The sequence below is a fragment of the Streptococcus loxodontisalivarius genome, assembly GCF_016908645.1.
In the GTDB taxonomy this organism is placed as follows: domain Bacteria; phylum Bacillota; class Bacilli; order Lactobacillales; family Streptococcaceae; genus Streptococcus; species Streptococcus loxodontisalivarius.
Genome location: NZ_JAFBEH010000037.1, coordinates 1 through 22,962 on the forward strand (window position 1 = coordinate 1; position 22,962 = coordinate 22,962).

Genomic DNA, 22,962 nt, shown 5'->3' on the forward strand with positions numbered 1-22,962 from the left:
CTTCTAGGTTACTTTTTTTGCATTTCCTAGGATATAGGACTTTTTTCGTTTTGAAAACCTGTAAACGATTTACCGAGTATTATTTTACACTAACTATCTCGAATTAGGTCCGAAATCAAGTCACATTGCAATGAAACTAGGTGTTAATCGCTCAACGGTTTCTAGAGAACTTAGGCGATGTCAAGGAAGCTATTCAGCAGATTTGGCTCAAAAGCATTATGATCAATTGGCTAAGCGTAAAGGTAGAAAAACAAGCTGTACACCAAGTATTAAACAAGATATCGAAAGACAACCCCAGGCTTCTTGGTCTCCTGAACAAATATCTGGTCGCTATCGCTTGTATGGAAAACCTATGGTTTCTTTCAAGACAGTCTATACTTGGCTTTATAAGGGTCTTATCACCTGTGATTTAACAGTTTTAAGAAGAAAGGGAAAGAGCAGACAGCCTCAGGAAACACGAGGAAAATTTCTGATTGGCACTCCTATCTCTAAACGTCCTAAAGACGTCAAAAAGAGAAAAACAGTTGGTCACTGGGAATTGGTTGTCTCTTCACGAGGTAAAAGTAAAGGTTGCTCAGCTACTTTCCTTGAACGAAAGACACGATTTTATCTAGCTTTTAAAATACCAGATCGAACAGCTGCTTCCATGTTTTCAGCTATTCAAAAGAAAACTGATTTAGCGACTATCACTGATGAAGAACTATTCTCAGAGCTGTTTCAAATCAACCATCGACCACGTAAATGCTTAGGTTACAGAATACCTTTTGAGGAACTCTTGCGTGAGTTTTAAAAATGTTGCACTTATTCTTGCAATCTGTCTTTTGTTAAAATAGAAAATCTTTTCGTTCGATAAATATCGTTTAAGTTTGTGATATAATCGTATGGCAATGCTTTTCCTCAAGCAAATTCTTTGCTAGGGAGGAGGTGTTCACTAATGAGCTATACCTTGGAGCTCCTTATTGCTATTACGGCAGAAGTTATCGCAGGACTAATCCTCTATTTCATCTGTAAATGGTTGGATAGCAAAAAATAGTGAGTATTGCCAACCTGAAAACACCCGTTAATCTGTACAGAACGTCAAAAAAGCCCTCAACTATTGGCACTAGTTGGGGGCTTTGGTGTTCTAATGAACTATACCTTAGTAACCTGAATTATACAGCACTTCAGTAAGATTGTCAATAATAATATCAATACCAACGAAGAGAGTCTTTTGCCTAAATGATATTACCGTCTACTGCTTACTGCTGAATTTGACATAGCTAGTCATTGTGGTAAGGTGGCTAACATATCAGTCAAACCTAGATTGTGACTTGAGATGTGGCTGGTCTCATAGTATAATAAATTAACTGATTTTTATCTCATATATGAAACGGAGTTCACATGACAAAATATGCTTTGTTAACCTATTCAACTGGAAATACTGGAGATGATATTCAATCACTTGCAGCTAAGCGTTTTTTACCTCGTGTTGATTATTTCATCAATCGTGATTATATCAATGATTTTGTTCCTGATTCTGACGAAGACATTAAACTCATCATGAACGGTTGGTACACGCATCATCCTGAAAATTTCCCTCCTAAGCAGAAACAGATTAAGCCTTTATTGACCTCAATTTATATCGATAATCCTATTAAGGAAGCTTTTTCGTCTGATCAAATGAAAGCTTTTTTCAAAGCGAATGCTCCTGTCGGCGGACGTAGCCATGACACCGCAAACTTCTTAGACAGTCTCGTTGGGGATTCATACTTTTCTGGTTGCATGACTTTGACTCTAAGACCAGAAACGTCTATCAAAAAGCGTGATTTCATTCTTGCAGTCGATGTTCCTAATCAGGTCTACGATAAACTCGTTGCAGAATCAAATCTACCCGTTATGCGTATGGGCGTTGATATTGCACACCAATATCTATCTCCTCAGGCACGTCTTAAAGTAGCGCAATACTACCTCTATCTCTACCAATCAGCTCGTTTCGTTGTAACAACGCGTCTGCATGCAACCTTGCCTTGTTTACCTTTGGGAACTCCCGTGCTTAACTTAGAGGAAGTGGGATTTGAACCTGAGCGTTTTGATGGCCTACGTGATTTGGCGAATCACATGACCGTTGAGGAGTTTTTGACAGGTGATTTTGATATCAATTCTCCTGCTGAAAATCCTCAAGCCTACCTTCCTATCAAAGAAAATCTTGAAAATATCTGTACAAATTTTACAGGTTTTTCAAATGATAAGGGCTTCCTAGACGGTCAAGACCTTCTTGACTTTTTAACTGATCCTGACTTGGTTCAATCTCAGGTAACAGGCCTATGGAGCGCCTGTCAACATTGGGGAATTAGACGATAATTGCAAATGCTCTGCTATTAATAAAAGAAAAAGCATTTCAGAAAAGAACTGAAGTGCTTTTTTGCTGTCTAAATCAAGAAAAACCGTGCCAGTTTAAACTATCAGCGGATACCAACTGACGATTTTGAGAAAAATCTGGCATTTTCTGTCCCTGACTCATATCAAAAGAAATTTCCTGAACAATATCATATCCTGTATTATCAGCTCGAAGTTGATAGAGATAGGCAGTTCCCTGACCACTTCCAGATAACCACTGGTAGTAGGCAATTCTCCCGTCCTCATAAAATTGAGTCACTTCTCGATTTCCTCCCCTGGGTGCAACTGATGACTGCGATAGATAGGTCGAAACGCCTTTGTTTAAGTAGTAGATTGCAGAAATATAATTTTGACCACTGGTCACTACTCCCGTGATTAGCTCTGCAGTACCATTATGGTCGATATCATAAAAAGCATACTGCGTGGCATGACCTTCGCTAGTATCCTCGGCTACCTTTTGCAAGGTAACAGCATAGAGTTGCTCATTGCTAGTGCTGCTTGCTTCTGTTTCTTGACTGGTGCTTGTTGTTTCAGTTAAAGATACAGTGGTCCTTGTCTCGCTTTGACTGGTCGTCTGACTTTTGCTTGATGAGTTACTGCTTGACCAATTTACCGTATCTGCCTTCTGACTGCATGCTACTAGTAGTAAACTGGTCATTAGGAAAATCGCTGCGCGTGTAAAATTCTTTTTCATATTGCCTCTTTTCTGCCTTCTAGTATAACAGATTTTAGAGTTTTTTAAAATTGTTGTACGATTCAAATGTTGAAATTCAAGCTAATATATCAGTATTATTCATTGTTTTCATCAAAAAGTCTGAGAATAAAAATTAAAAAATAGGTCAATTGAAAATAATAAGCCATCTTCTTAAGAAAAATGTCAGAATATGTTAAAATATAAAAGTAAATAATTACTTTTATGCAAAGAAAGGTTTCTCATGACATTTGGAGATAAATTAAATCAATATGCCATTCGTAAGAAACATGGTATCGTCGGCTCTTGCTTGATTGGAAGTTTCATTCTTCTGTCTGCACTTGCTACGCCTTCGACTGCTCTAGCACAAAGTGATGCTGGATCGGATGTCAATTATGTGGATTACCAAACTCTCTCTCAAGCGGACAAAAATCGTGTCCAAACGGTAAACCAAGATTTCACAGCTCAAGCTAATGTAGACTATACTTTTGTTTATGCTAAAGACCAAGTCGCTAGTCAGGGTAATCAAAATACTCCGACTGCTTCTTCAAGTAGCAGCTCAAATGCTGAAAAAGAACAGACACTTGTTGGTCAGTTCTTGCCCAATACGTCATCTCAAGACCAAGCCCTTCTCTCTCTTCTTGGCTTAGGTATCTTAGCACTGGGTGGTGTGATGGTTCTGCGTCATAAACGCCATCGTAATCAACTGATCCTTCTACTTGCCTTCGGTGGGTCTGTGATGACGGCTAGCCTCGCCTTAGCTGATGTGATCCAATTGAAGGATTCCAAATTAGTTCTCAGTGGACAAACGGTATCAGCTGACAATATTTCAGGTTATCACTTAGTTGGCTACTTCACTGACCAATATGGGACAGAACAGGAAGTCACTTTCACTGAGGCTACTGGGAACAAGACTTCTCAAGAAACTACATCTACACAGGCAGAGCAGCAAACGACATCTTCTGAAGAAGCGCCGCTGATTACTAAAGTAGAGACTCAAACAGAAGCAATCTCTTATGGTAAACAAACTATCCAAGATCCTCTATTACCAAAAGGACAAACGAAAATCGTCCAAGAAGGTAAAGATGGACAGCTTGAAAAACAGGTTCAAGTAAGCTATCAAGATGGCAAAATCGTCTCTAGCCAAGTCTTGTCTGAAACAGTAACTCAAAAGGCTCAGGATGAGATTACTGCTGTCGGAACTCTGGAAACTAGCAAAGGTAGCTCCGAGCAATTAGACTTTCCTGTCGCTGAAGTGACTGTTAAAGATGAAACAGTGACGGAGAATATTGCATATAGCAGTAAAACGGTCCAAGATCCTAGCCTAGCCAAGGGTGAAACCAAGGTTCTACAAGCTGGGCAAAATGGTAGTCTGACAAAGACCCTTCGTCACACCTATATCAACGGACAACTCATTTCGACTGACACCATTTCAGAAACAACGACTCAGGCAGCTCAAGATGAAATTATCGCAGTTGGAACTCTTGAAACTGACAAGGGCAGCTCGGAAACAGTAACACCAAAAGAGGCTGTTATTACGACAAGTGATGAAGTGACAACTAGCAGCATTGCCTATACAAGTCAAACTGTTGAAGATCCTACTCTTCCAGCTGGTCAGACCAAAATCATTCAAGCAGGTGTCACTGGGATTGAAAGTAAAACAATTCGCCATACTTACGTCGATGGGCAGCTAGCTTCGTCTGATCTTATCGGACAAACGATTACTCAGGCGCCAGTATCTGAAATCATTGCAATTGGAACCAAAGTTGAAGAAACAACTCAAACTGATAAGGGTACTGGTACAAGCGCCGAACTTCCTGTAGCTACTATCACAACAAGCGACGAAAGTCAGACAACTGCTCTGCCATTTAACAGCCAAACCGTCGAAGACCCTACTCTGCCTAAAGGACAAACGAAGGTTATCCAGACTGGTCAGACTGGTAGCTTAACCCAAACTTATCGCCACACCTATATCAATGGGCAACTTGCTACGACTGAGCTGGTTTCTGAAACGATTACTCAGTCACCAGTTTCAGAGATTATCGCTATTGGGACTCTAGAGACTGCAAATGGTAGCGGACAAACTAGTGAACTCCCTGAAGCTCAGCTGACTTATCAGGAAGAAACTCAGACGAAAACAATTCCTCATGGGCAAGAAACTGTTGAAGACGCCAGTCTAGCTAAAGGTGAGACTAAGGTTATTCAAGCTGGGCAAGATGGTATTGAGACCATTACCCTGCGTCATGTTTATCTCAATGGTGAACTTGTGACAACAGAAACTCTTTCACAGGAAATTACTCAAGCTGCGCAGGTAGAAATTATTGCAGTCGGAACCAAAGAAGAGGCAACAACTACTACTGAATTGGTCACTGAACAAATTGCAGGGCAGAGCTTCCAAACAGAAACTCGTGAAAATCCTCTTCTAGAGGAAGGGCAAACTAATACCTTACAGGAAGGACAAGACGGTTATGTCACTATTACTTATCAAGTAACTAGCGATCAAACTGGACAAGTTCTTTCAAAACTCGAGGTGGCTCGACAAGAGGTTCTTCCAATTTCAAAAATCATCGAAGTCGGTACTCTTATCAAGAAAAAAGGAGATGCCGAGTCGACTGACCTTCCAATCGCCTTAGTAACAAGTAAAGACGAGGAAAGTCAAACACCAATCGCATTCACTAAACGCACGGTGGAAGATCCGCTTCTCGAAAAAGGACAGACTAAAGTCACTCAAGTTGGACAAGACGGTGTTCTTACTACGGTTACTCGTAACACCTACATTGATGGACAATTAGCTAGCTCGGAAGTCGTTTCGTCTACGGTGACGACTGAGCCTATTGAAGAAATTATTGCCGTTGGTACTCTTGAAACTGACAAGGGGGACTCAACTAGCGATGAACTTCCTGAGGCGAAGATCACTAGTGAGGATGTGACAGAGACTCAAACTATCGCATTCACTAAACGCACAGTCGAAGATCCTCTCCTTGAAAAAGGACAGACTAAAGTCACTCAAGTCGGGCAAGATGGTGTTCTCACCACGGTTACTCGTAATACCTACATCGATGGACAATTAGCTAGTTCCGAAGTTATTTCGTCTACGGTGACGACTGAGCCGGTTGAAGAAATTACTGCCGTTGGTACTCTTGAAACTGACAAGGGTGACTCAACCAGCGACGAACTTCCTGAAGCGAAGATCACTAGTGAGGATGTGACAGAGACTCAGACTATCGCATTCACCAAACGTACAGTTGAAGATCCGCTTCTCGAAAAGGGGCAGACTAAAGTCACTCAAGTCGGGCAAGATGGTGTTCTCACTACAGTTACTCGTAACACTTATATCGATGGACAATTAGCTAGCTCGGAAATTATTTCGTCTACGGTGACGACTGAGCCTATTGAAGAAATTACTGCCGTTGGTACTCTTGAAACTGACAAGGGCGATTCAACTAGCGACGAACTTCCTGAAGCTAAAATTACCAGCGAGGATGTAACAGAGACTCAAACTATCGCATTTACAAAACGTACAGTCGAAGATCCTCTTCTCGAAAAAGGGCAGACTAAAGTCACGCAAGTTGGACAAGACGGTGTTCTTACTACGGTTACTCGTAATACCTATATTGACGGGCAATTAGCTAGCTCAGAAGTCATTTCGTCTACGGTAACGACTGAGCCTATTGAAGAAATTACTGCTGTTGGTACTCTTGAAACTGACAAGGGTGACTCAACCAGCGACGAACTTCCTGAAGCGAAAATTACTAGCGAAGATGTCGTGACAACACGCGCAATTCCTTATACTAAGAAAACCGTTGAAGATCCTAGCATGCTTGCTGGAGAAAGCAAGGTCACTCAGGTTGGTCAAGATGGTGTTGAAACAACAATCACGCGCAATACCTATATTGATGGTCAGCTTGCAGATAGCCAAATCATTTCAACTGAAATCAGCAAGGAAGCCGTTGAAGAAATTACCACTGTTGGAACACTTGAAACAATTACTGAAACAGTTGAAAAACGTGTCAACCCAGTTGCCTTCCAGACTATTGAACAGAAAAACAATAGTCTCCGACGCAATGTTCGCCGCACAGCGATTGAGGGTGTCGATGGCTATACCACAGAGACCTATACAGTAGTCAAAACCAAGGATGGGCAAATTCTGTCTGAAACTCTTATCAGTTCTGTCGAGACAGCCGCCATTAACCAAGTTATCGAAATTGGTACTGCGCCAACAATTGAAATCAAGAACATCACCAGCCAAGGCCTCTACAAATACGAAAATGGACAAGAAGAGCACGTCCTCAGCCTAAGTAGCGACGATGTTGCGGATACAAGCAACTACTACGCTCGTATCCAGACTGAAGACCTCCGTGAGATGCTCATTCCTGTCACAAGCATTAGTGATAATGGTGATGGCTCTTATGCAGTCAATCTTGATTTTACAGAGTTAACAACCTTTGCAGGAAACGATAAGCCATATACTGACGGTTACAGCTTTACAGTAGCCAAGACACAGACACCAACTGAATCAAATGTCTTTGTGTCATTTGCAGAGCTGGTAGCCGCTATGAAGAATAATCTTTCTGGCAACTACATTTTAGCTGCAGATGTCTCAGCGAGCGAAGTCAATTCTACAGATGCAACTTATATTCCTGGAAACTTCACTGGAACATTCACAAGTTCTTACCAGGGCAAACAATACAGCATCGTTGATTTGGCAAAACCACTCTTTGAAAACCTAAAAGGTGCTAAAATACAAGATTTGGTCTTATCAGATGTCGCTATCAACAGCAGCTCAGACTCTGCAGCCGCATTGGCGCTTACTGCTTCATCATCAAGTAAAATCCAACACGTAGCAGTTGAAGGTAATATCACTGCTGTCAATAACGTTGCAGGCTTAATCAATACACTTAGCAGTGCTTCTACCCTATCTGACGTTGCCTTTATGGGAACTATCACAGCAACTGGTGCTGGACGAGGCACAGCTAATGTTGCTGGTTTGGTCGGAAAAGCAACTGACGGTGGCACTCTTATTGAAAAAGGTTATGTTGATGCGACTATTACAGCGACAAGCCACACAAATAATACCCGTATTGCTGGACTTGCTGCTGTCGTTAACCAAGGTTCAAATGGTGCAGCAACCGTTAAAACATCTTATGCAACGGGTAGCCTTATCAATGCTGGTGATGATAAATTACAAGTTTCTGCAGGTGTTGCCTCAAGCTGGGCAAATGGTTTCGTTAATAATAACGTGACTGCTGTCAAAGTTACAAACGGAACACTCTTCTATGGAGATTCTGCCTACGCAACAAGTCGTGTTACTGACAACTACTACATCACTGACCTCTCTGAAGGAACATCAACCCTCTATGCTAAAGGACTTTCTATTGAAGATGGGCAAGCAAAGGTTGTTTCTTTCGGAAATACTGCTAAAAACCTTATTTCAAGCGCTTCAGTTAGCACAAGTCTTGATTACCTATCCTTGAATGATAGTCAGGCAAGTCGCCTCACAGCCTATAAGAATATGGAAAAAATCATTCCATTCTATGACCGAGACACCTTAGTTGAATACGGAAATCTTGTCGACAGCGCAAGCAATATTGCCACAAAAGAAATCGCCTCAGTGACACCGCTTAAAGATGGTGCAATTGCAAGTGACCTCTCTCAAAATGATATTAATCAGATTATGATCCGCTACACAGACGGTACTATCGAGACCTTGGCAGTCAGCTTTGATAAGGCCTACACGAATGATTCTGTACGCCAGTACAAGATTACAGGAACGGACTTGATCTACACACCTGAAGTCTTTGTCAGCGACCACAGCGATATTATTTCCCAAGTCTCTGCTGAACTCAAAGCACTTGCCTATGCTTCTGATGATAACTACAAGACACTCGGTATCACTTCTGAGTCAGATCCTGCCAAGAAGATCAGTAAACTCTACCTTCAAGAGGCTTACGAGAAGGTACAAGAAAATATCGAAAGCTATCTGAATAAACTACTTAGCTCAGATAAAGCAATCAATACCTTGGGTGGAGCTACCGATGATTATATTGCAGACTACATCAAGGAAAATAAATCTGCCCTCTTACTCGGACTCAGCTATCTCGTTCGCTGGTATGGCTTTGATTTCAATAAGATTGGTGCTGACGACCTCCTACTCTACGCCCAAGACTTCTACGGTAAGAGCAATGTTGAGCAGCTGGAATGGCTGGTGAACTTTGGTAAGACAGGTTTCTCTAACCTAGACCCACAAAATAACATCACCACCTACGCATCATCCTTGGCTTCTGTAACCGATGAAGCGACTCTCTTTGACTTCTTAGAGAGTCATAAAGAGCTCTTTGACAATAGCTACGCAACTATGAATGATTGGTTCAAGGCTCACACAACAGCCTATATTGTTGAGAAATCGTCCGAAGAGTATCCTGATCAAGATGTTGCTGTCTACAACAGACTTAAAGCAGCAAGCAGTGAACAAAATGGTGTCCTTCCACTCTTGACAGCTAGAGAGGGTATTTACATCATCACAACAGTACCAGTTATCACCTATGGTATGTATGATGTCTATCTGGATATGAGTCTTAAAGAATCTGACCCAACTAGCTATGCCACTAAGGTTGCCGAGTTGAAAGAACGTATTCAGAAATACGCTGATATGGAACGTGCCCATTTCGATGCCTGGTTCCGTATCTTGCCATCTAATATCGATGCAACTCTCTTCCGTACAATGCCAAACTGGGATAGCTACAGCGTCAGAGGAAATTGGTTGATGAGTGATAGTGCCACTACTACAAACGATGCCATGCAGGACTTCTTCTTCCCAATTGGTCGCGGTAAGACTCAGACTGCCCCAGCTTCAGCCTATGCAAATGGTACTTCTACCTTCTTCATCTACAGTCTCTTGAGTGATTATACTATCTCAATCTTCACACACGAGACTACCCATAACGCTGATGGTAGGACTTACCTCTACGGATACGGTCGTCGTGAAGGTCTAGGTGCGGAACAATATGCGCAAGCCTATTTCCAATCACCAACAGGCTATAGCAATGATTACTTCGCTCTTAACCTTATCTTCGATTGGACTGGAACCGCTGGCGAAACTTCTAAGAGTCGCTACTACGCACTCAGTCCAGAACGTTATCAGAATGCTCAAGATGTTCAAGAATACACTCAAAGGTCCTTTGATATCGTCTACACTCTTGAGGCCATTGAAGCGGAGCTCATTGCAGAGCAGACAACTGAAAACAAACAAAAACTCCTTCGTAAAATGGAAAAATCCTACGATAAAGATAGCTCTGGTAATGACGCCTGGGCATCAGATACTTACCGTAGCCTAACAACTGAGGAAGCAGAAAGCCTGAAAACAATCGAAGACTTCGTTAAAGCTGATGTTGCAAGTGTTCGTCATTTCGGATCAAGCAATGCTAGCGGTAAAATTAGCCGTGGCTCTTATCAAGCTGTCAGCATGTTTGCTGGTATGTGGGGTGAAAATGACAATGAGCTGGGCTCACCTGGTGATTTGACCTTCCGTCGTACAAGTTACGAATTACTAGCCGAGCTTGGTTATGAAAAAGGTCTGATTCCATATGCAAGCAATCAACTCCTTACAGCTGCTAAAGCAGCAGGAAATAGCCACTTGACTGATAGTTATATCTTTGAACAAGTTCTCAAACCGCTTGGATACACATCATGGGATGACTTCAAGATTAAGAAATACACTGAACATAAGGCGGCTGCACAGGCAAGCGGAAGCCTCAAACCTGTAACTGTTCAATGGAATGGTAAGCCAAATGTTCTGACTTCTTATGATGATATCAAGAATCTCATGCGTGATGCCATGCAAAAAGATTTAGCACAAAATCGCCTTAATAGTAATTCTCTCGTTAAAGCTGTTGAAGCAGCCATTTACAATGACTACCTCCTCACAACCAACGACTTCAGAGAATCAATCTATACAAATCAATAACCTAAAAACCTCTTTCGAGAAAAATCTTGAAAGAGGTTTTTTGAGTTCTGAATTGTCAAATGAATAGCATAAAAGAACCTCGCAGCCACAAGACTACGAGGAATTTTGAAATGAAAAAAAGAATTTTTGGATAAGTCTATTATACCCTTTCGGGTAAGAATCACATCGGTCTTAAGACTGATTTGCTTTCTTTTGAAAAGCTGGGCTCTGCTTTTTAAACCAATCATAATCTTGATCCTTCCCAGTCTCAATATAATCAATCAAGGCTGACACTTTCTGTGGATTTGTCTTAGGATTGAGCCTCCAAATGCTAGCACGGTTAGTATAGAAATACCATTCTTTCTCCTGCCAATCCTGCTCCCATGCCACTCGAATACGATGCCCATCCTGACAGTTTTCAAGAATAGTCCCTTTCATCTTTAAGTTCATAGTAGACACCTTAACAGTCAACGGATTGGAAAAAGGTAGATTTTTACTTTTAGTATAGGATGATTTAATAACGATGCAATCACCTTCTGTCATCTGATCATAATAAGATAACATTTTTTGGTATTGAGCTACTTCTTCCTGACCATGCCAATCAAGTTCCCAGATGCCATCACGGATAAATCGGTCAAATTGATCCTCGATTCCAAATGAACTGCCAACTAAAAAATATTGTTTTCCCACACTTTATCCTCTCTTTTTTCTATTCACTAACCAGTTAGGCTTTATTCTGAAAATTAAGTGTTGCTTACCTCTCTAGTTTAACACCATCTTCCTAACTAGAAAAGCAAGAAAAACCAAAAAATCTGGGACAACCCAGATTTTCTCTTAAACATTTCCTGTTAACCAAGCTACTACAAAGAAAATAGCAAAGCCAAACAAGTAAATCAAACCAGTAATTGATAACCATTTCAACCAACCAGTAACTCTGTGCTTCTCATTGTCGACCAGACTATAATTAAGGTAAGCAAAGAATGGTGTTGTGATAAACGAAGCAATCATCGCAAAGCGAAGCATTGTCGCAACTTGACCTGAAAAAGCATAAACAATAACGAGACCTGCGATTGCAGTTACAGTCATCCATACAGTCAAAGCTTTTTGTGAAGACTCTTTTTTACCTGTCAATAGGCGCAAGGCTTCATTATTAGCGCGTGAGTAACCATCGATAACCGTAATAACAGTCCCAAAGATACACAAGAAAGCAATAAAGGTGATGAATGGCTTAGCCCAATTACCAAAAGCTGATGCATACATTGATACAAACTGAGCAATATAGGCTGCTGAAGCAGACTGCACTTGTTCACCATTACCGTACTGAATAAGTGCACCCAAAGCTAGGAAGAAGAAAGCAAGGATTGCTGTTCCAATATAACCAACGTTAAAATCAAATAGAGCATCTTCTTCATTAAAGTCAACTGTCTTACGTTTTTCAACTGACCAGAGTGAATTGATTGTTGAAATTTCAATAGGAGCAGGCATCCATCCCATTAGTGAAACAAGGAAAGGTAGCGCAGCCATTTGCCAAGGAGATGTCACTACAAAATCAGGGGCATACTCTCTATGTTGGAAAAGTGCAATGACCACAGCTCCCACAGTTGCAATCGTAAGTGCTGTCATAATCCATTTTGAAAGACCATCAAGGAAACGATAGCCTCCTAGCAACAACATTCCCCAAATAATCACAATAATAATTGTTGTCAATTGCGCTGTGCTAATTCCGAGCTCTCCTGGGAAAAAGTTAGCTACAATGGCAGCACAAAGAATTCCAACACCAGCCGTGTTAACAACTGCAGAAAAGATATTCAGGATAAAGTAGATAATCAGATAGATTTTCCCTTTTTCTGCATATCCCTCAATCAAGTTCTTCCCATTCTCTGCGGTATATTGTGAACCAAAACGGAAGAAAGGATATTTAAATAAATTAATCAGCAAAACTAACACTGACAACTGCCAACCGTAGATTGCCCCCGCTTGAGTAGATGATACAATATGCGATCCCCCAACCGCTGCAGAAGCCATTAGGATGCCAGGCCCCATAGCCTTAAGCTTAGTACGCCAGGTAGATGATGAATGATTTGTATTCTCAGTCATAATAAATCTCCTTTACAAAAAACAATTTTCAGATTTTTCCGAAATTTTATGTATTTATTATACAATTTTAGAAATGACTGTCAACCACATCGACAGATGTAAACGTTTTTATTTTCAAATAAAAAAGAAGCTAGTTTAAAAACTTAGCTTCTCGAAATTTTTAGTTTAAATCACAAGCGGTAGAAATTAAGTAAACTCTAATTCTTTGGGAAGAAATCACGTGTCTAAGGAACTTCTTCAACGATGTCCTCTCCAAAGACAAGTCTAACCAATTAGATTTTTAAAAAAGGTCACAATTTGATTCCAAATATTGGTAAAGAAGTTCTGTCCTTCTGTCAGTGCCTGGCTAGCATCAAAATTAAGATTGATATTTGAGAAGGTTGAACTTGCATTTGACACGATAGAATCCTTCAAAGAACTCAAAGTGCTGGTAAAACTACTATTCTCAATAACTGAACTCTTTGATAAATTAAGGGCAAAGTTAACAATCAAGGTAATTTGATTGCTTGATAAAACATCCTTCAAGCCATAGTTTGATAAGGTATCTTCAACAATGCTTTGAGCCTGGTCTTCTGTCAAATCACTTCCCTGCTCTGCAACAGCTGTTTTGATATCAGTCAAAGCGACATTGAGCTTATCAGCATCATAACCGTCTTTACCTGAATTTTCTTCATTGATTTCAGACAAGGTAGACAATTCTTCCTGGGCTAGGTCTTTTGCATCGTCAGATACCTGGGCACCATTTTCCTCCAAAGAATAATAGATACCAGCCAAGGCAGACTCACCTGTAACCGCAATCGGTGAGGCAACCGTTATCTCTGCATGCTCAATACCCAATGTAACCGCTGCATTACGGTACATATCCTCAGTAACCTTGGTAATGTTCTCAGGGGTGGCGATAGTAACAGTCAAAGTCTGACTGCTCCCTAACTTTTTGATTTTAACGGATGAGTAGAGCTGTAGGCTTGAATCATCTGCTACATCCATGATGGAGGCATAGGCAGATGTTGTCAGAGTTTCGATATTGGTATCACTGCTACTATCATAACTCAAGAGCTCCAGCGTCTGCGTCCTCTGCTCATCTGAAAGCGAATAACCAAGCACATAATCAGGCTGTACATAAGTCTCATCAATAACCTTTTGAACATCTGATGCTGCAAAAACAGGACTAGTAAGTAGTAAGCTAACCATAAAGGCAAAACCTGCTAACATATATTTCTTCATAAAATTCCTTTCTGAGTGACTTTCCCAGAAATCTCCATCTCTATTATAGCATCTTGTCTTTTCGATTGCCTATTTCAACCTTACAAGTAGATGACACTTCTTATCATTTAGGTAAATAGCAGAGCAGAACTACTCATGTAGCTCTAAAGGCAGACCATCAGGATCAAAGAAGAAGGTCATCTTCTCTCCTGTATAGTCATCGTATCTGATGGGTTCAACAAAAATATTCATAGCTTCCAAATCTGCAACATAATTTTCTATATGTTGCACTCTGAAAGCTAAGTGCCTCAATCCACAAGCTTCACTAGCATATTCTGGTCTACCAACTCGCTTGGGCGGAGCTTGGTAAGCAGGATCAGACAACTTATTGCCAAATATCTCCAATTCAATATCGCCACACTTCAAATCCAGCTTATAGTCGTGCCTCTCAGGTCGATGGTTCTCACGGATGACCTCAAAACCTAGCTTATTAACATAAAAATCACGCGACTTATCATAATCAGAAACAATTATGGCGATATGATGTACTGCTTGTAATTTCATAACTACTATTCCTCTTCTTATTTCAGCAAGTAAAAAGGAGCGGAAAAACGATTCACCAAACTCCTTCTCACATTATTATATTACAATACTATTTGATTGTATGATGTATTAAAGGCATCTAGAATCTCATCCGAAGCTTGGTCAAAAGCAACTTCAGACTCATACGTTCCTTTAACAATAGTACGTTGCGTAGCCTCTGCATCGGTACAAGTAACCAAGGTTACTTCCTTTTGGCCAGGCGTGTCATCAATGACAGCCACCTGAGTTGGCTCTACCACCTCAACAGATGTAATAACGTAAGTGTAAACCTTATCCTTATCTGTTAAATAGATTTTCATACCTTCTTTGGCATTATCCAGAGGTGAGAATAGCATAGTTGACGACCCTGTCAGACCAAATACATGGTGGCTAGCGAGAGCATAATTGTTCTCACCACCCATAACCTGACCATCTTTCATAGTACCTGCACCATAAGTTAATTCCGTATTACCCAAACCTTTAAAGATTGGTAGGTTAATACCAACATCTGGAATAGCAATACCACCGATTACTGGTAATTGCTGAGCTTCCATCTGAGCAGCTAGAACAGATTCTGTCGAAATTGATTTAACACTATCAAAATCATAGGAAACTGAAGCATCCTTATTACTGTCAATTGTTTCTTTGGAAACATTCGACACCTGATACTTGTTGGTATTCCAAGAAATCAAAGTATTTCTAATGGACTTATTAAATACAAGAGCTAGGCCAACAACAATCAGCAGTATTAAGATACTCGTTCTAACAAACTGTCTTAGTTTATGTGTCTTTTTTTTCATTTTACCTTAGGAGAACTTAGTTTGTTTCGTCTGGCTGGTTCTCTTCAGCCTCTTCTGCTTCATTTTCGATAAGGGCAAAAGTAACGATCTTGGCATCATCATCCAAACGCATAACCTTAACACCCTGAGTAGCACGGCCTGTTTGAGAAATATTATCAACACCTGTACGGATAATGACACCAGTATCAGTGATTACCATAATATCTTCATCACCAGAAACGGTTACAAGACCTGCAAGATGACCATTTCGCTCAGTGATATTAGCAGTCTTAATCCCTTTACCACCACGACCTTTAGTTGGATATTCTTCAGCAGCAGTACGCTTACCGTATCCTTTTTCAGTCAGAACAAGAACTTCTTGATCATCAGAAATAGCTGACGCTCCTACAACCTCATCGCCTTCTCGAAGACTTACCCCTTTGACACCAGTTGCCAGTCGACTCATAGCACGAACAACAGATTCATTGAAACGAACACTATAACCGTACTTAGTCCCGATAATAATATCCTGCTCTCCAGTCGTCAAGATAACATTGATCAATTCATCGCCATCTTTCAGATTGAGTGCCTTCAAACCATTCTGACGAATGTTTTTGAACTCAGAATCACGAGTACGCTTAACAAGACCCTGACGTGTAACAAAGAAGAGGTATGATTCCTGATCAGTATCTGATTGTCCGCTGATGATAGTTTGAATGGTTTCTCCTTCATCCAATTTCAGAAGATTTACAACAGGTAGACCTTTAGCAGTACGTCCGTACTCTGGAATTTCATAACCCTTAAGGCGGTAAACACGTCCCTTATTTGTCATGAAGTAGATTGGATCATGGGTACTTGTTGAAATCAATTCACGAACAAAGTCATCATCATTAACACCAGTACCTTGAACGCCACGACCACCACGTTTTTGTGCTCGGAATTCATCTTGGGCCAAGCGTTTGATATAACCCTTGTTAGAGAGTGTGATAACAACATTTTCTTCCTCAATCAAATCCTCATCTTCAAGAGAAAGAACTTCACCGACCATCAATTCTGTACGACGTGGATCGCTGTATTTACGCTTAACTTCATCAAGCTCTTCCTTGATAATCGTCACTACACGCTCTGGTTTAGCGAGAATATCAGCCAAGTCAGCAATCAAACGAATCAAATCATCGTATTCAGCCTGAATCTTATCACGTTCCAAACCTGTCAAACGACGAAGACGCATGTCTAGGATTGCCTGACTCTGACGCTCAGAGAGGTCAAAACGACTCATCAACTCAGCCTGTGCTTCTGCGTCCGTCTGACTACCACGGATAATAGCGATAACTTCATCCAAATGGTCAAGAGCAATCAGCAAACCTTCCAAGATATGTGCGCGTGCTTCTGCTTTTTCCTTATCAAAGCGGGTACGACGAACAATAACTTCTTTCTGGTGAGCAATATAGTTATCCAAAATCTGACGGAGAGACAGAATTTTAGGGACACCATTTTCGATAGCCAGCATATTGAAACCAAAATTGGTTTGCAGGCTAGTCATCTTGAAGAGATTATTTAAAATAACATTTGCTGACGCATCACGACGAACTTCGATAACAAAGCGAACACCTTCACGGCTTGACTCATCACGAACAGCTGTGATTCCTTCAATACGTTTTTCCTGAGCTAGACGAACAATATGTTCATGAACCTTAGTCTTATTAACCATGTAAGGAAACTCAGTCACAACAATACGCTCACGACCTGATTTGGTAGTTTCAATTTCAGTGCGAGCACGTAGAACGATTGATCCCTTACCAGTATCATAGGCTCTGTGAATACCAGATTTCCCCATGACCAAGGCACCTGTCGGGAAGTCAGGACCTGGCAAGACTTCCATCAGGTCACGTGTTGTCACGTCAGGATTTTCCATAACCAACTTAACAGCATCAATAGTCTCTGCTAAATTGTGCGGTGGAATATTAGTCGCCATACCAACGGCAATACCAGTTGCCCCATTGACCAAAAGGTTAGGGAAACGAGATGGCAAGACTAGAGGCTCACGCTCACTACCATCATAGTTGTCCTGAAAATCTACTGTATTTTTATTGATATCGCGGAGCATTTCCAAGGCAATCTTGCTCATACGAGCTTCGGTATAACGCTGTGCGGCAGCGCCATCGCCATCCATAGAACCGAAGTTTCCATGACCATCTACTAGCATGTGACGATATGACCACCACTGTGCCATACGAACCATTGCCTCATAAATTGACGAGTCACCGTGTGGGTGATATTTACCCATAACATCACCGGTGATACGAGCTGATTTTTTGTGTGGTTTATCAGGAGTCACACCAAGCTCATTCATCCCATAGAGAATACGCCTGTGCACAGGCTTAAGTCCATCACGAACATCTGGCAAGGCACGTGCAACGATAACACTCATAGCGTAATCGATAAAGCTAGTCTTCATCTCGCTAGTCAGGTTAACGTCTACTAAATTTTTATCTTCCATTTTCTTCTCTTTCTAGTCAATTTCAATACTACTATTATAGCATATCTTGTTGCTTTTTTCACTATTTTAGATAGTTTATTAGTGACAAGTTTAACAAAAAGTGCTAAAATAAAAACCGTATGGGCATGATGCCTAATAAAATTTAAGGAGATGTTTAGACATGACTGCAACTAAACAACACAAAAAAGTTATCCTTGTCGGTGACGGTGCCGTAGGTTCATCTTACGCATTTACATTGGTTACTCAAGGAATCGCTCAAGAACTTGGTATTATCGAAATCCCACAACTTCACGAAAAAGCTGTTGGTGATGCACTTGACCTTAGCCACGCCCTTGCTTTCACTTCACCTAAAAAAATCTACGCAGCACAATACGCTGACTGTGCGGATGCTGACCTTGTAGTTATCACTGCAGGTGCTCCACAAAAACCAGGTGAAACTCGTCTTGACCTTGTTGGTAAAAACCTTGCTATCAACAAATCAATCGTTACTCAAGTTATTGAGTCAGGTTTCAATGGTATCTTCTTGGTTGCAGCTAACCCAGTTGACGTCTTGACTTACTCAACATGGAAATTCTCAGGTTTCCCTAAAGAACGCGTTATCGGTTCAGGTACTTCACTTGACTCAGCTCGTTTCCGTCAAGCACTTGCTGAAAAACTTGATGTTGACGCACGTTCAGTCCACGCCTACATCATGGGTGAACACGGTGACTCAGAATTTGCCGTTTGGTCACACGCTAACGTTGCCGGTGTTAACCTTGAAGACTACCTTAAAGACGTTCGTAACTTCAACGCTGAAGAACTTGTTGAATTGTTCGAAGGTGTCCGTGATGCTGCTTACACAATCATCAACAAAAAAGGTGCTACATACTACGGTATCGCCGTAGCACTTGCTCGTATCACTAAAGCAATCCTTGATGATGAGAACGCAGTACTTCCACTTTCAGTATTCCAAGAAGGTCAATACGCTGGCGTTACTGACTGCTTCATCGGTCAACCAGCTGTTATCGGCGCACACGGTATCGTACGTCCAGTTAACATCCCATTGAACGATGCTGAACAACAAAAAATGAAAGCTTCAGCTGATGAGTTGAAAGCTATCATCGAAGAAGCATGGAAAAACCCTGAATTCCAAGAAGCTTCAAAAAACTAATTTATTAATAAGCTAGATTCACCTCTAGTCATTTAAAAAGCAACTTCTTTTGAGGTTGCTTTTTTGTTTCTATCTGAACATCATTCCAATCATCAACATAGCTCAAAATGATACTAATGTACTATTACTTCTTCTATTCTAAAGATTCTATGATACTGCAAACTAGATTACACTGCTCATAATATTCTCTAGACTTATCCCTCCTATTTTCAGTAGAAAACAAAATACTATTTAAATAACTTAAATACTAGGCAGCTTAAACACATTGGATTAGCATTATATAAACATAAAAAAGAGGAAAGCGATCCTCTTTTCAGAATATAGGCAAACCAAATTTTCAACGGAATTGGATACAACGCTCTTCTTGTGTAAAATGAGGATTCCAAGTTTATACGAAAGGAAAGTATCAAAAAAGAGGACTTGTGTCCTCTTTTTTATATTAGCTTATTATTCAGCTGCGATTGCTGCTTTAGCGATATAGCTAAGCGGTTGGTTGAAGTGTGGCAAGAAGAACAAGTCAAGCAATGCCAAACGGTCGATAGTTACTTTTTCTTGGATAGCAAGTGAGAACATGTGGATACCCATTGAGATGTCTTCACGAGCTGCCATTTGAGCACCAAGAACTACACGTGTATCTTTATCGTAAACGATTTTAAGAGTAACATCGTAGTTGCCGTGTTCCATGAAAGCAGCTTTTTGTTGGTCTGTGATTTCAGTTGTAGCTGGGTTGAATCCGAAGCGTTTTGCTTTTTCTTCTGTCAAACCTGTTGAAACCATGTTAAGACCGAAGATTGAGATACCGTTTGAACCTTGAACACCAAGTGATTCAATTTCGTGACCTGCTGCATTGTGTCCTGCTACCATTCCTGAACGAAGGGCATTTGATGCAAGGGCAATGTAGTTTGTATCATTGATTGAGTTATCGTAAACAGTCGCACAGTCACCGATAGCATAAACGTCTGGAATTGAAGTTTCTTGTTTTTTGTTAACAAGGAAGGCACCGTTACGGAATGTTTCAAGTTGACCATTTCCAAGACCAGTGTTTGGACGGAAACCAACTGCCAAGATAACCATATCAACATCGCGAGATGCTTTGTCAGTTACGATACGTTCAACTTTTCCATCACCTTCGATAGCTTTAACAGTTTCACCAAATGCCAATTCGATACCGTTGTCTTCCAAGTTTTGACGCATCATGTCAGAAAGGTCACGGTCATAGTAACCTGCCAAACATGTATCAACAACGTCGATAAGAGTTACTTTTTTGTTCAAACGTTGGAAAGCTTCTGCAAGTTCTACACCAATGTAACCTGCACCAACAACAGCGATACGTTCAAGATTTTGTGCTTTATCTTGCAATTTTTCAATAACTTGTTCAGCATTTTGGAACAATTTAACAAATTGAAGATTTTCAAGAGTTGCTTCGAACTCAAGACTGCCTTCTTTAATAGCTGCACCTTCGATAGGAGGCAAGATTGGTGTTGAACCAGTAGCCAAAATCAATTTTTCATAAGATTCAACGTGCTCTTTACCATCAACCAAAGCTGTAACTGTTTTTGCATCGTAATCGATAGATGTTACAGGTGAGTTCATGTAAACTTTAGCACCTTTTGATTCAAGCAATTCTTTATCAGCGTAGAAAAGACCTTCTGAACCTGAAATTTGTTTTCCGATCCAAAGTGCCATCCCACATCCCAAGAAAGAGATATTTGAGTTTTGGTCAAAAACAACTACTTCATTTTCTGAACCATAGTTATCAAGAATTGTATTAACGCTTGATGTACCAGCGTGGTTTGCACCAACAACGACGATTTTAGACATAATCATTCCAACTTTCAAATTTATTACTCTAACAGTATACCATACCCATAAAACGCTTACAAGAATTGTGCTCACTTTCTGAAACTTTTTTCACAAATTTTTATCAAAAGCTGGTTCTAGAGAAAAAATTTGCAAAAAGGGGATAAAACGATATGAATTTTCACTCTTAAATAAGATTCCCTCCTTCTCCAACTCAACTATTTTCCCAGAAAGAGTCTCGTAAACCTTATCTTCTCCCAAAACAATTTTAACCATTTCTTGCGAGCTATACAGACGCATCAATAAATCAATTAACTCATTACTTTCTAGCGACTTCGATAAACTCGGTTTATGAAAATGATCCAAGGAGGAATTGTGTTCTGATAAGAAAAAACCAGCCCACTTTGCCATTTTTCGATCTCTATAATCCCTAGCAGACTGGTAGGGTAGATAATTTCTGTCAATCATTTCAAGCCATCCAATCCACCAGCTGAGTGTCCTCCAACTAATTTGCTACGAGCTACGCTACGTGAATTTTCCAGTAAAGAGCTCCCTTTTTGGAGAGAAACAAAACCAAACTTTTCTCTAATACGATCCACTGTAGACTCGAGTTTTTCTTGCTTTTCAATTTTCTCGGTGTCGTCAAACAAAGAAAAACTTTGATAAACGTCATCAACCAAGTTATCATATCGAATTGCAATTTGACGAACTGCACCAGCTTGATATTTCTGGCGAAAAAGCGTAATAACATGATCTGACAAGACTCTCGTAAGCTGGCTAGGTTCTATTTTCTTCTGACAGGCGATACTTTTTCGCTTCTCTTTTTTGGAAAAGCCAACATAAAGCCCTATACAAGCAGCCTTCTTATGACGTCTTCTCAATCTAATAGCTACCTGCTCTGCCATTTCTCTAAGAACCAATTCAATATCTTCTTGTCGTTCATAGTCTTTAGGAAGGATTTGTGAGTTACCAATACCGTGACTTTGGGGATGAAAGGGATCGTGGACATCACTCTCATCCACCCCATTAGCATGAAACCAAAGCTGTACACCTATCACTCCAAACTCCTTTTTTAAACGATCGGGGTTAGCCTGCGCTAATTGCTTGATAGAAAAAATGCCAAGCTTATTTAACCTCTTCGCTGTCCTTCTACCGATACCCCAAAAGTCTGTCAGTCGTCTAATAGCCCAAACCTTCGACTCAACATCCTCATAAGACCAATTTGCTCTCATCGTCTTTGTATGTTTAGCCTCGATATCAAGAGCCAGTTTGGCGAGTAGTGGATTGGCATTTGACATACCTACTGTAGAATATATCCCTGTCTCAGACCAAATTTCCTTCTGAATATCTCTAGATAGCCTATCTAGTTTTTCTTTGCGATCTAGATCCTTTTGAGGATAAAAGTAATTTAATGAACCCGTTAGATCTAAAAAAGCCTCATCAATTGAATAGGGAAGAATATCTTCTGAACTAGCATAATTTTGGAAGATTGACTGAATCTTAATATTTTCTTCAATATAGGCTTCCATCCTCGGAGGAACAATCCATGTTCGCTGCGCCCAATACTCAATATAGGCAATATCCTGAGCAGATACTTTGATTTTATTTTTCTACCAATTGTCAAGTATTTCAATGCTTTAAAGAGAAAATAATTTTTAGACAGTAGATATTTTGAGGTTACTATCTGATTTTTGCACTCATTTAGCTTAAAAAGCGTACGCAAAAACAACACCTTATGTTGAAAAAATTTGATAAGGTGTTACAATGATAGAGCATAAGACTTTACTGACTTTTGGCTAAGTTATAGTCGTAAAGTTGATTATGCGTAATGAGGTAATGTAT

General features: G+C 40.4%; 13 protein-coding genes and 1 pseudogene. 4 read left to right on the forward strand and 10 right to left on the reverse strand.

The window, feature by feature from the left end; translation table 11 throughout:
* Window positions 1–67: 67 nt before the first annotated feature.
* Window positions 68–790, forward strand: coding sequence for an IS30 family transposase (locus JOC28_RS08035; RefSeq protein WP_205010192.1), 723 nt, complete (start codon window positions 68–70; stop codon window positions 788–790).
* Window positions 791–1,380: 590 nt separating this feature from the next.
* Entirely contained in the window at window positions 1,381–2,340 is a 960-nt protein-coding gene (locus tag JOC28_RS08040) for a polysaccharide pyruvyl transferase family protein (protein ID WP_205010180.1), read from the forward strand.
* Between the two features lie 73 nt (window positions 2,341–2,413).
* Here the strand turns inward: JOC28_RS08040 and JOC28_RS08045 are convergent, their stop codons facing one another.
* A complete protein-coding gene (locus JOC28_RS08045) occupies window positions 2,414–3,070 on the reverse strand; it encodes a hypothetical protein (RefSeq protein WP_205010181.1) in 657 nt (218 codons plus the stop codon).
* Between the two features lie 241 nt (window positions 3,071–3,311).
* Here JOC28_RS08045 and JOC28_RS08050 point away from each other — a divergent pair, with 241 nt between their 5' ends.
* Window positions 3,312–11,030, forward strand: a complete 7,719-nt coding sequence (locus JOC28_RS08050) for a G5 domain-containing protein (RefSeq protein ID WP_205010182.1) — start codon at window positions 3,312–3,314, stop codon at window positions 11,028–11,030.
* Window positions 11,031–11,201: 171 nt separating this feature from the next.
* Here the strand turns inward: JOC28_RS08050 and JOC28_RS08055 are convergent, their stop codons facing one another.
* The 6 genes from JOC28_RS08055 to gyrA all read right to left on the reverse strand — a co-directional run bounded on the left by JOC28_RS08055 (window position 11,202) and on the right by gyrA (window position 18,170).
* On the reverse strand, window positions 11,202–11,699 hold the full coding sequence (locus tag JOC28_RS08055) for a hypothetical protein (protein ID WP_205010183.1): 498 nt from the start codon (window positions 11,697–11,699) through the stop codon (window positions 11,202–11,204).
* 144 nt (window positions 11,700–11,843) lie between these two features.
* Entirely contained in the window at window positions 11,844–13,106 is a 1,263-nt protein-coding gene (locus JOC28_RS08060) for an NRAMP family divalent metal transporter (RefSeq protein ID WP_205010184.1), read from the reverse strand.
* Window positions 13,107–13,370: 264 nt separating this feature from the next.
* Window positions 13,371–14,297, reverse strand: a complete 927-nt coding sequence (locus JOC28_RS08065; RefSeq protein WP_386701461.1) for a DUF1002 domain-containing protein — start codon at window positions 14,295–14,297, stop codon at window positions 13,371–13,373.
* Window positions 14,298–14,459: 162 nt separating this feature from the next.
* Complete coding sequence (gene gloA2 / locus JOC28_RS08070; RefSeq protein ID WP_205010186.1) at window positions 14,460–14,873, reverse strand: SMU1112c/YaeR family gloxylase I-like metalloprotein; 414 nt, start codon at window positions 14,871–14,873, stop codon at window positions 14,460–14,462.
* 80 nt (window positions 14,874–14,953) lie between these two features.
* The gene (locus JOC28_RS08075) at window positions 14,954–15,691 is read right to left on the reverse strand and encodes a class A sortase (RefSeq protein WP_205010187.1); all 738 of its coding nucleotides are present in this window, start codon (window positions 15,689–15,691) and stop codon (window positions 14,954–14,956) included.
* 16 nt (window positions 15,692–15,707) lie between these two features.
* The gene (gene gyrA, locus JOC28_RS08080; protein WP_205010188.1) at window positions 15,708–18,170 is read right to left on the reverse strand and encodes a DNA gyrase subunit A; all 2,463 of its coding nucleotides are present in this window, start codon (window positions 18,168–18,170) and stop codon (window positions 15,708–15,710) included.
* Between the two features lie 160 nt (window positions 18,171–18,330).
* Here gyrA and JOC28_RS08085 point away from each other — a divergent pair, with 160 nt between their 5' ends.
* Window positions 18,331–19,320, forward strand: a complete 990-nt coding sequence (locus JOC28_RS08085; protein WP_205010189.1) for an L-lactate dehydrogenase — start codon at window positions 18,331–18,333, stop codon at window positions 19,318–19,320.
* Window positions 19,321–19,767: 447 nt separating this feature from the next.
* Here JOC28_RS08085 and nox read toward each other — a convergent pair whose 3' ends face one another.
* The 3 genes and pseudogenes from nox to JOC28_RS08100 form a co-directional block, all read right to left on the reverse strand.
* The gene (nox, locus tag JOC28_RS08090; protein WP_205010190.1) at window positions 19,768–21,141 is read right to left on the reverse strand and encodes a H2O-forming NADH oxidase; all 1,374 of its coding nucleotides are present in this window, start codon (window positions 21,139–21,141) and stop codon (window positions 19,768–19,770) included.
* Window positions 21,142–21,231: 90 nt separating this feature from the next.
* Window positions 21,232–21,531 (reverse strand): hypothetical protein, encoded by a 300-nt coding sequence (locus JOC28_RS08095; RefSeq protein ID WP_205010191.1) that lies wholly within the window; start codon window positions 21,529–21,531, stop codon window positions 21,232–21,234.
* Window positions 21,532–21,584: 53 nt separating this feature from the next.
* Window positions 21,585–22,721: pseudogene (locus JOC28_RS08100) on the reverse strand (DinB/UmuC family translesion DNA polymerase); the annotation flags it as partial.
* Window positions 22,722–22,962: the final 241 nt, after the last annotated feature.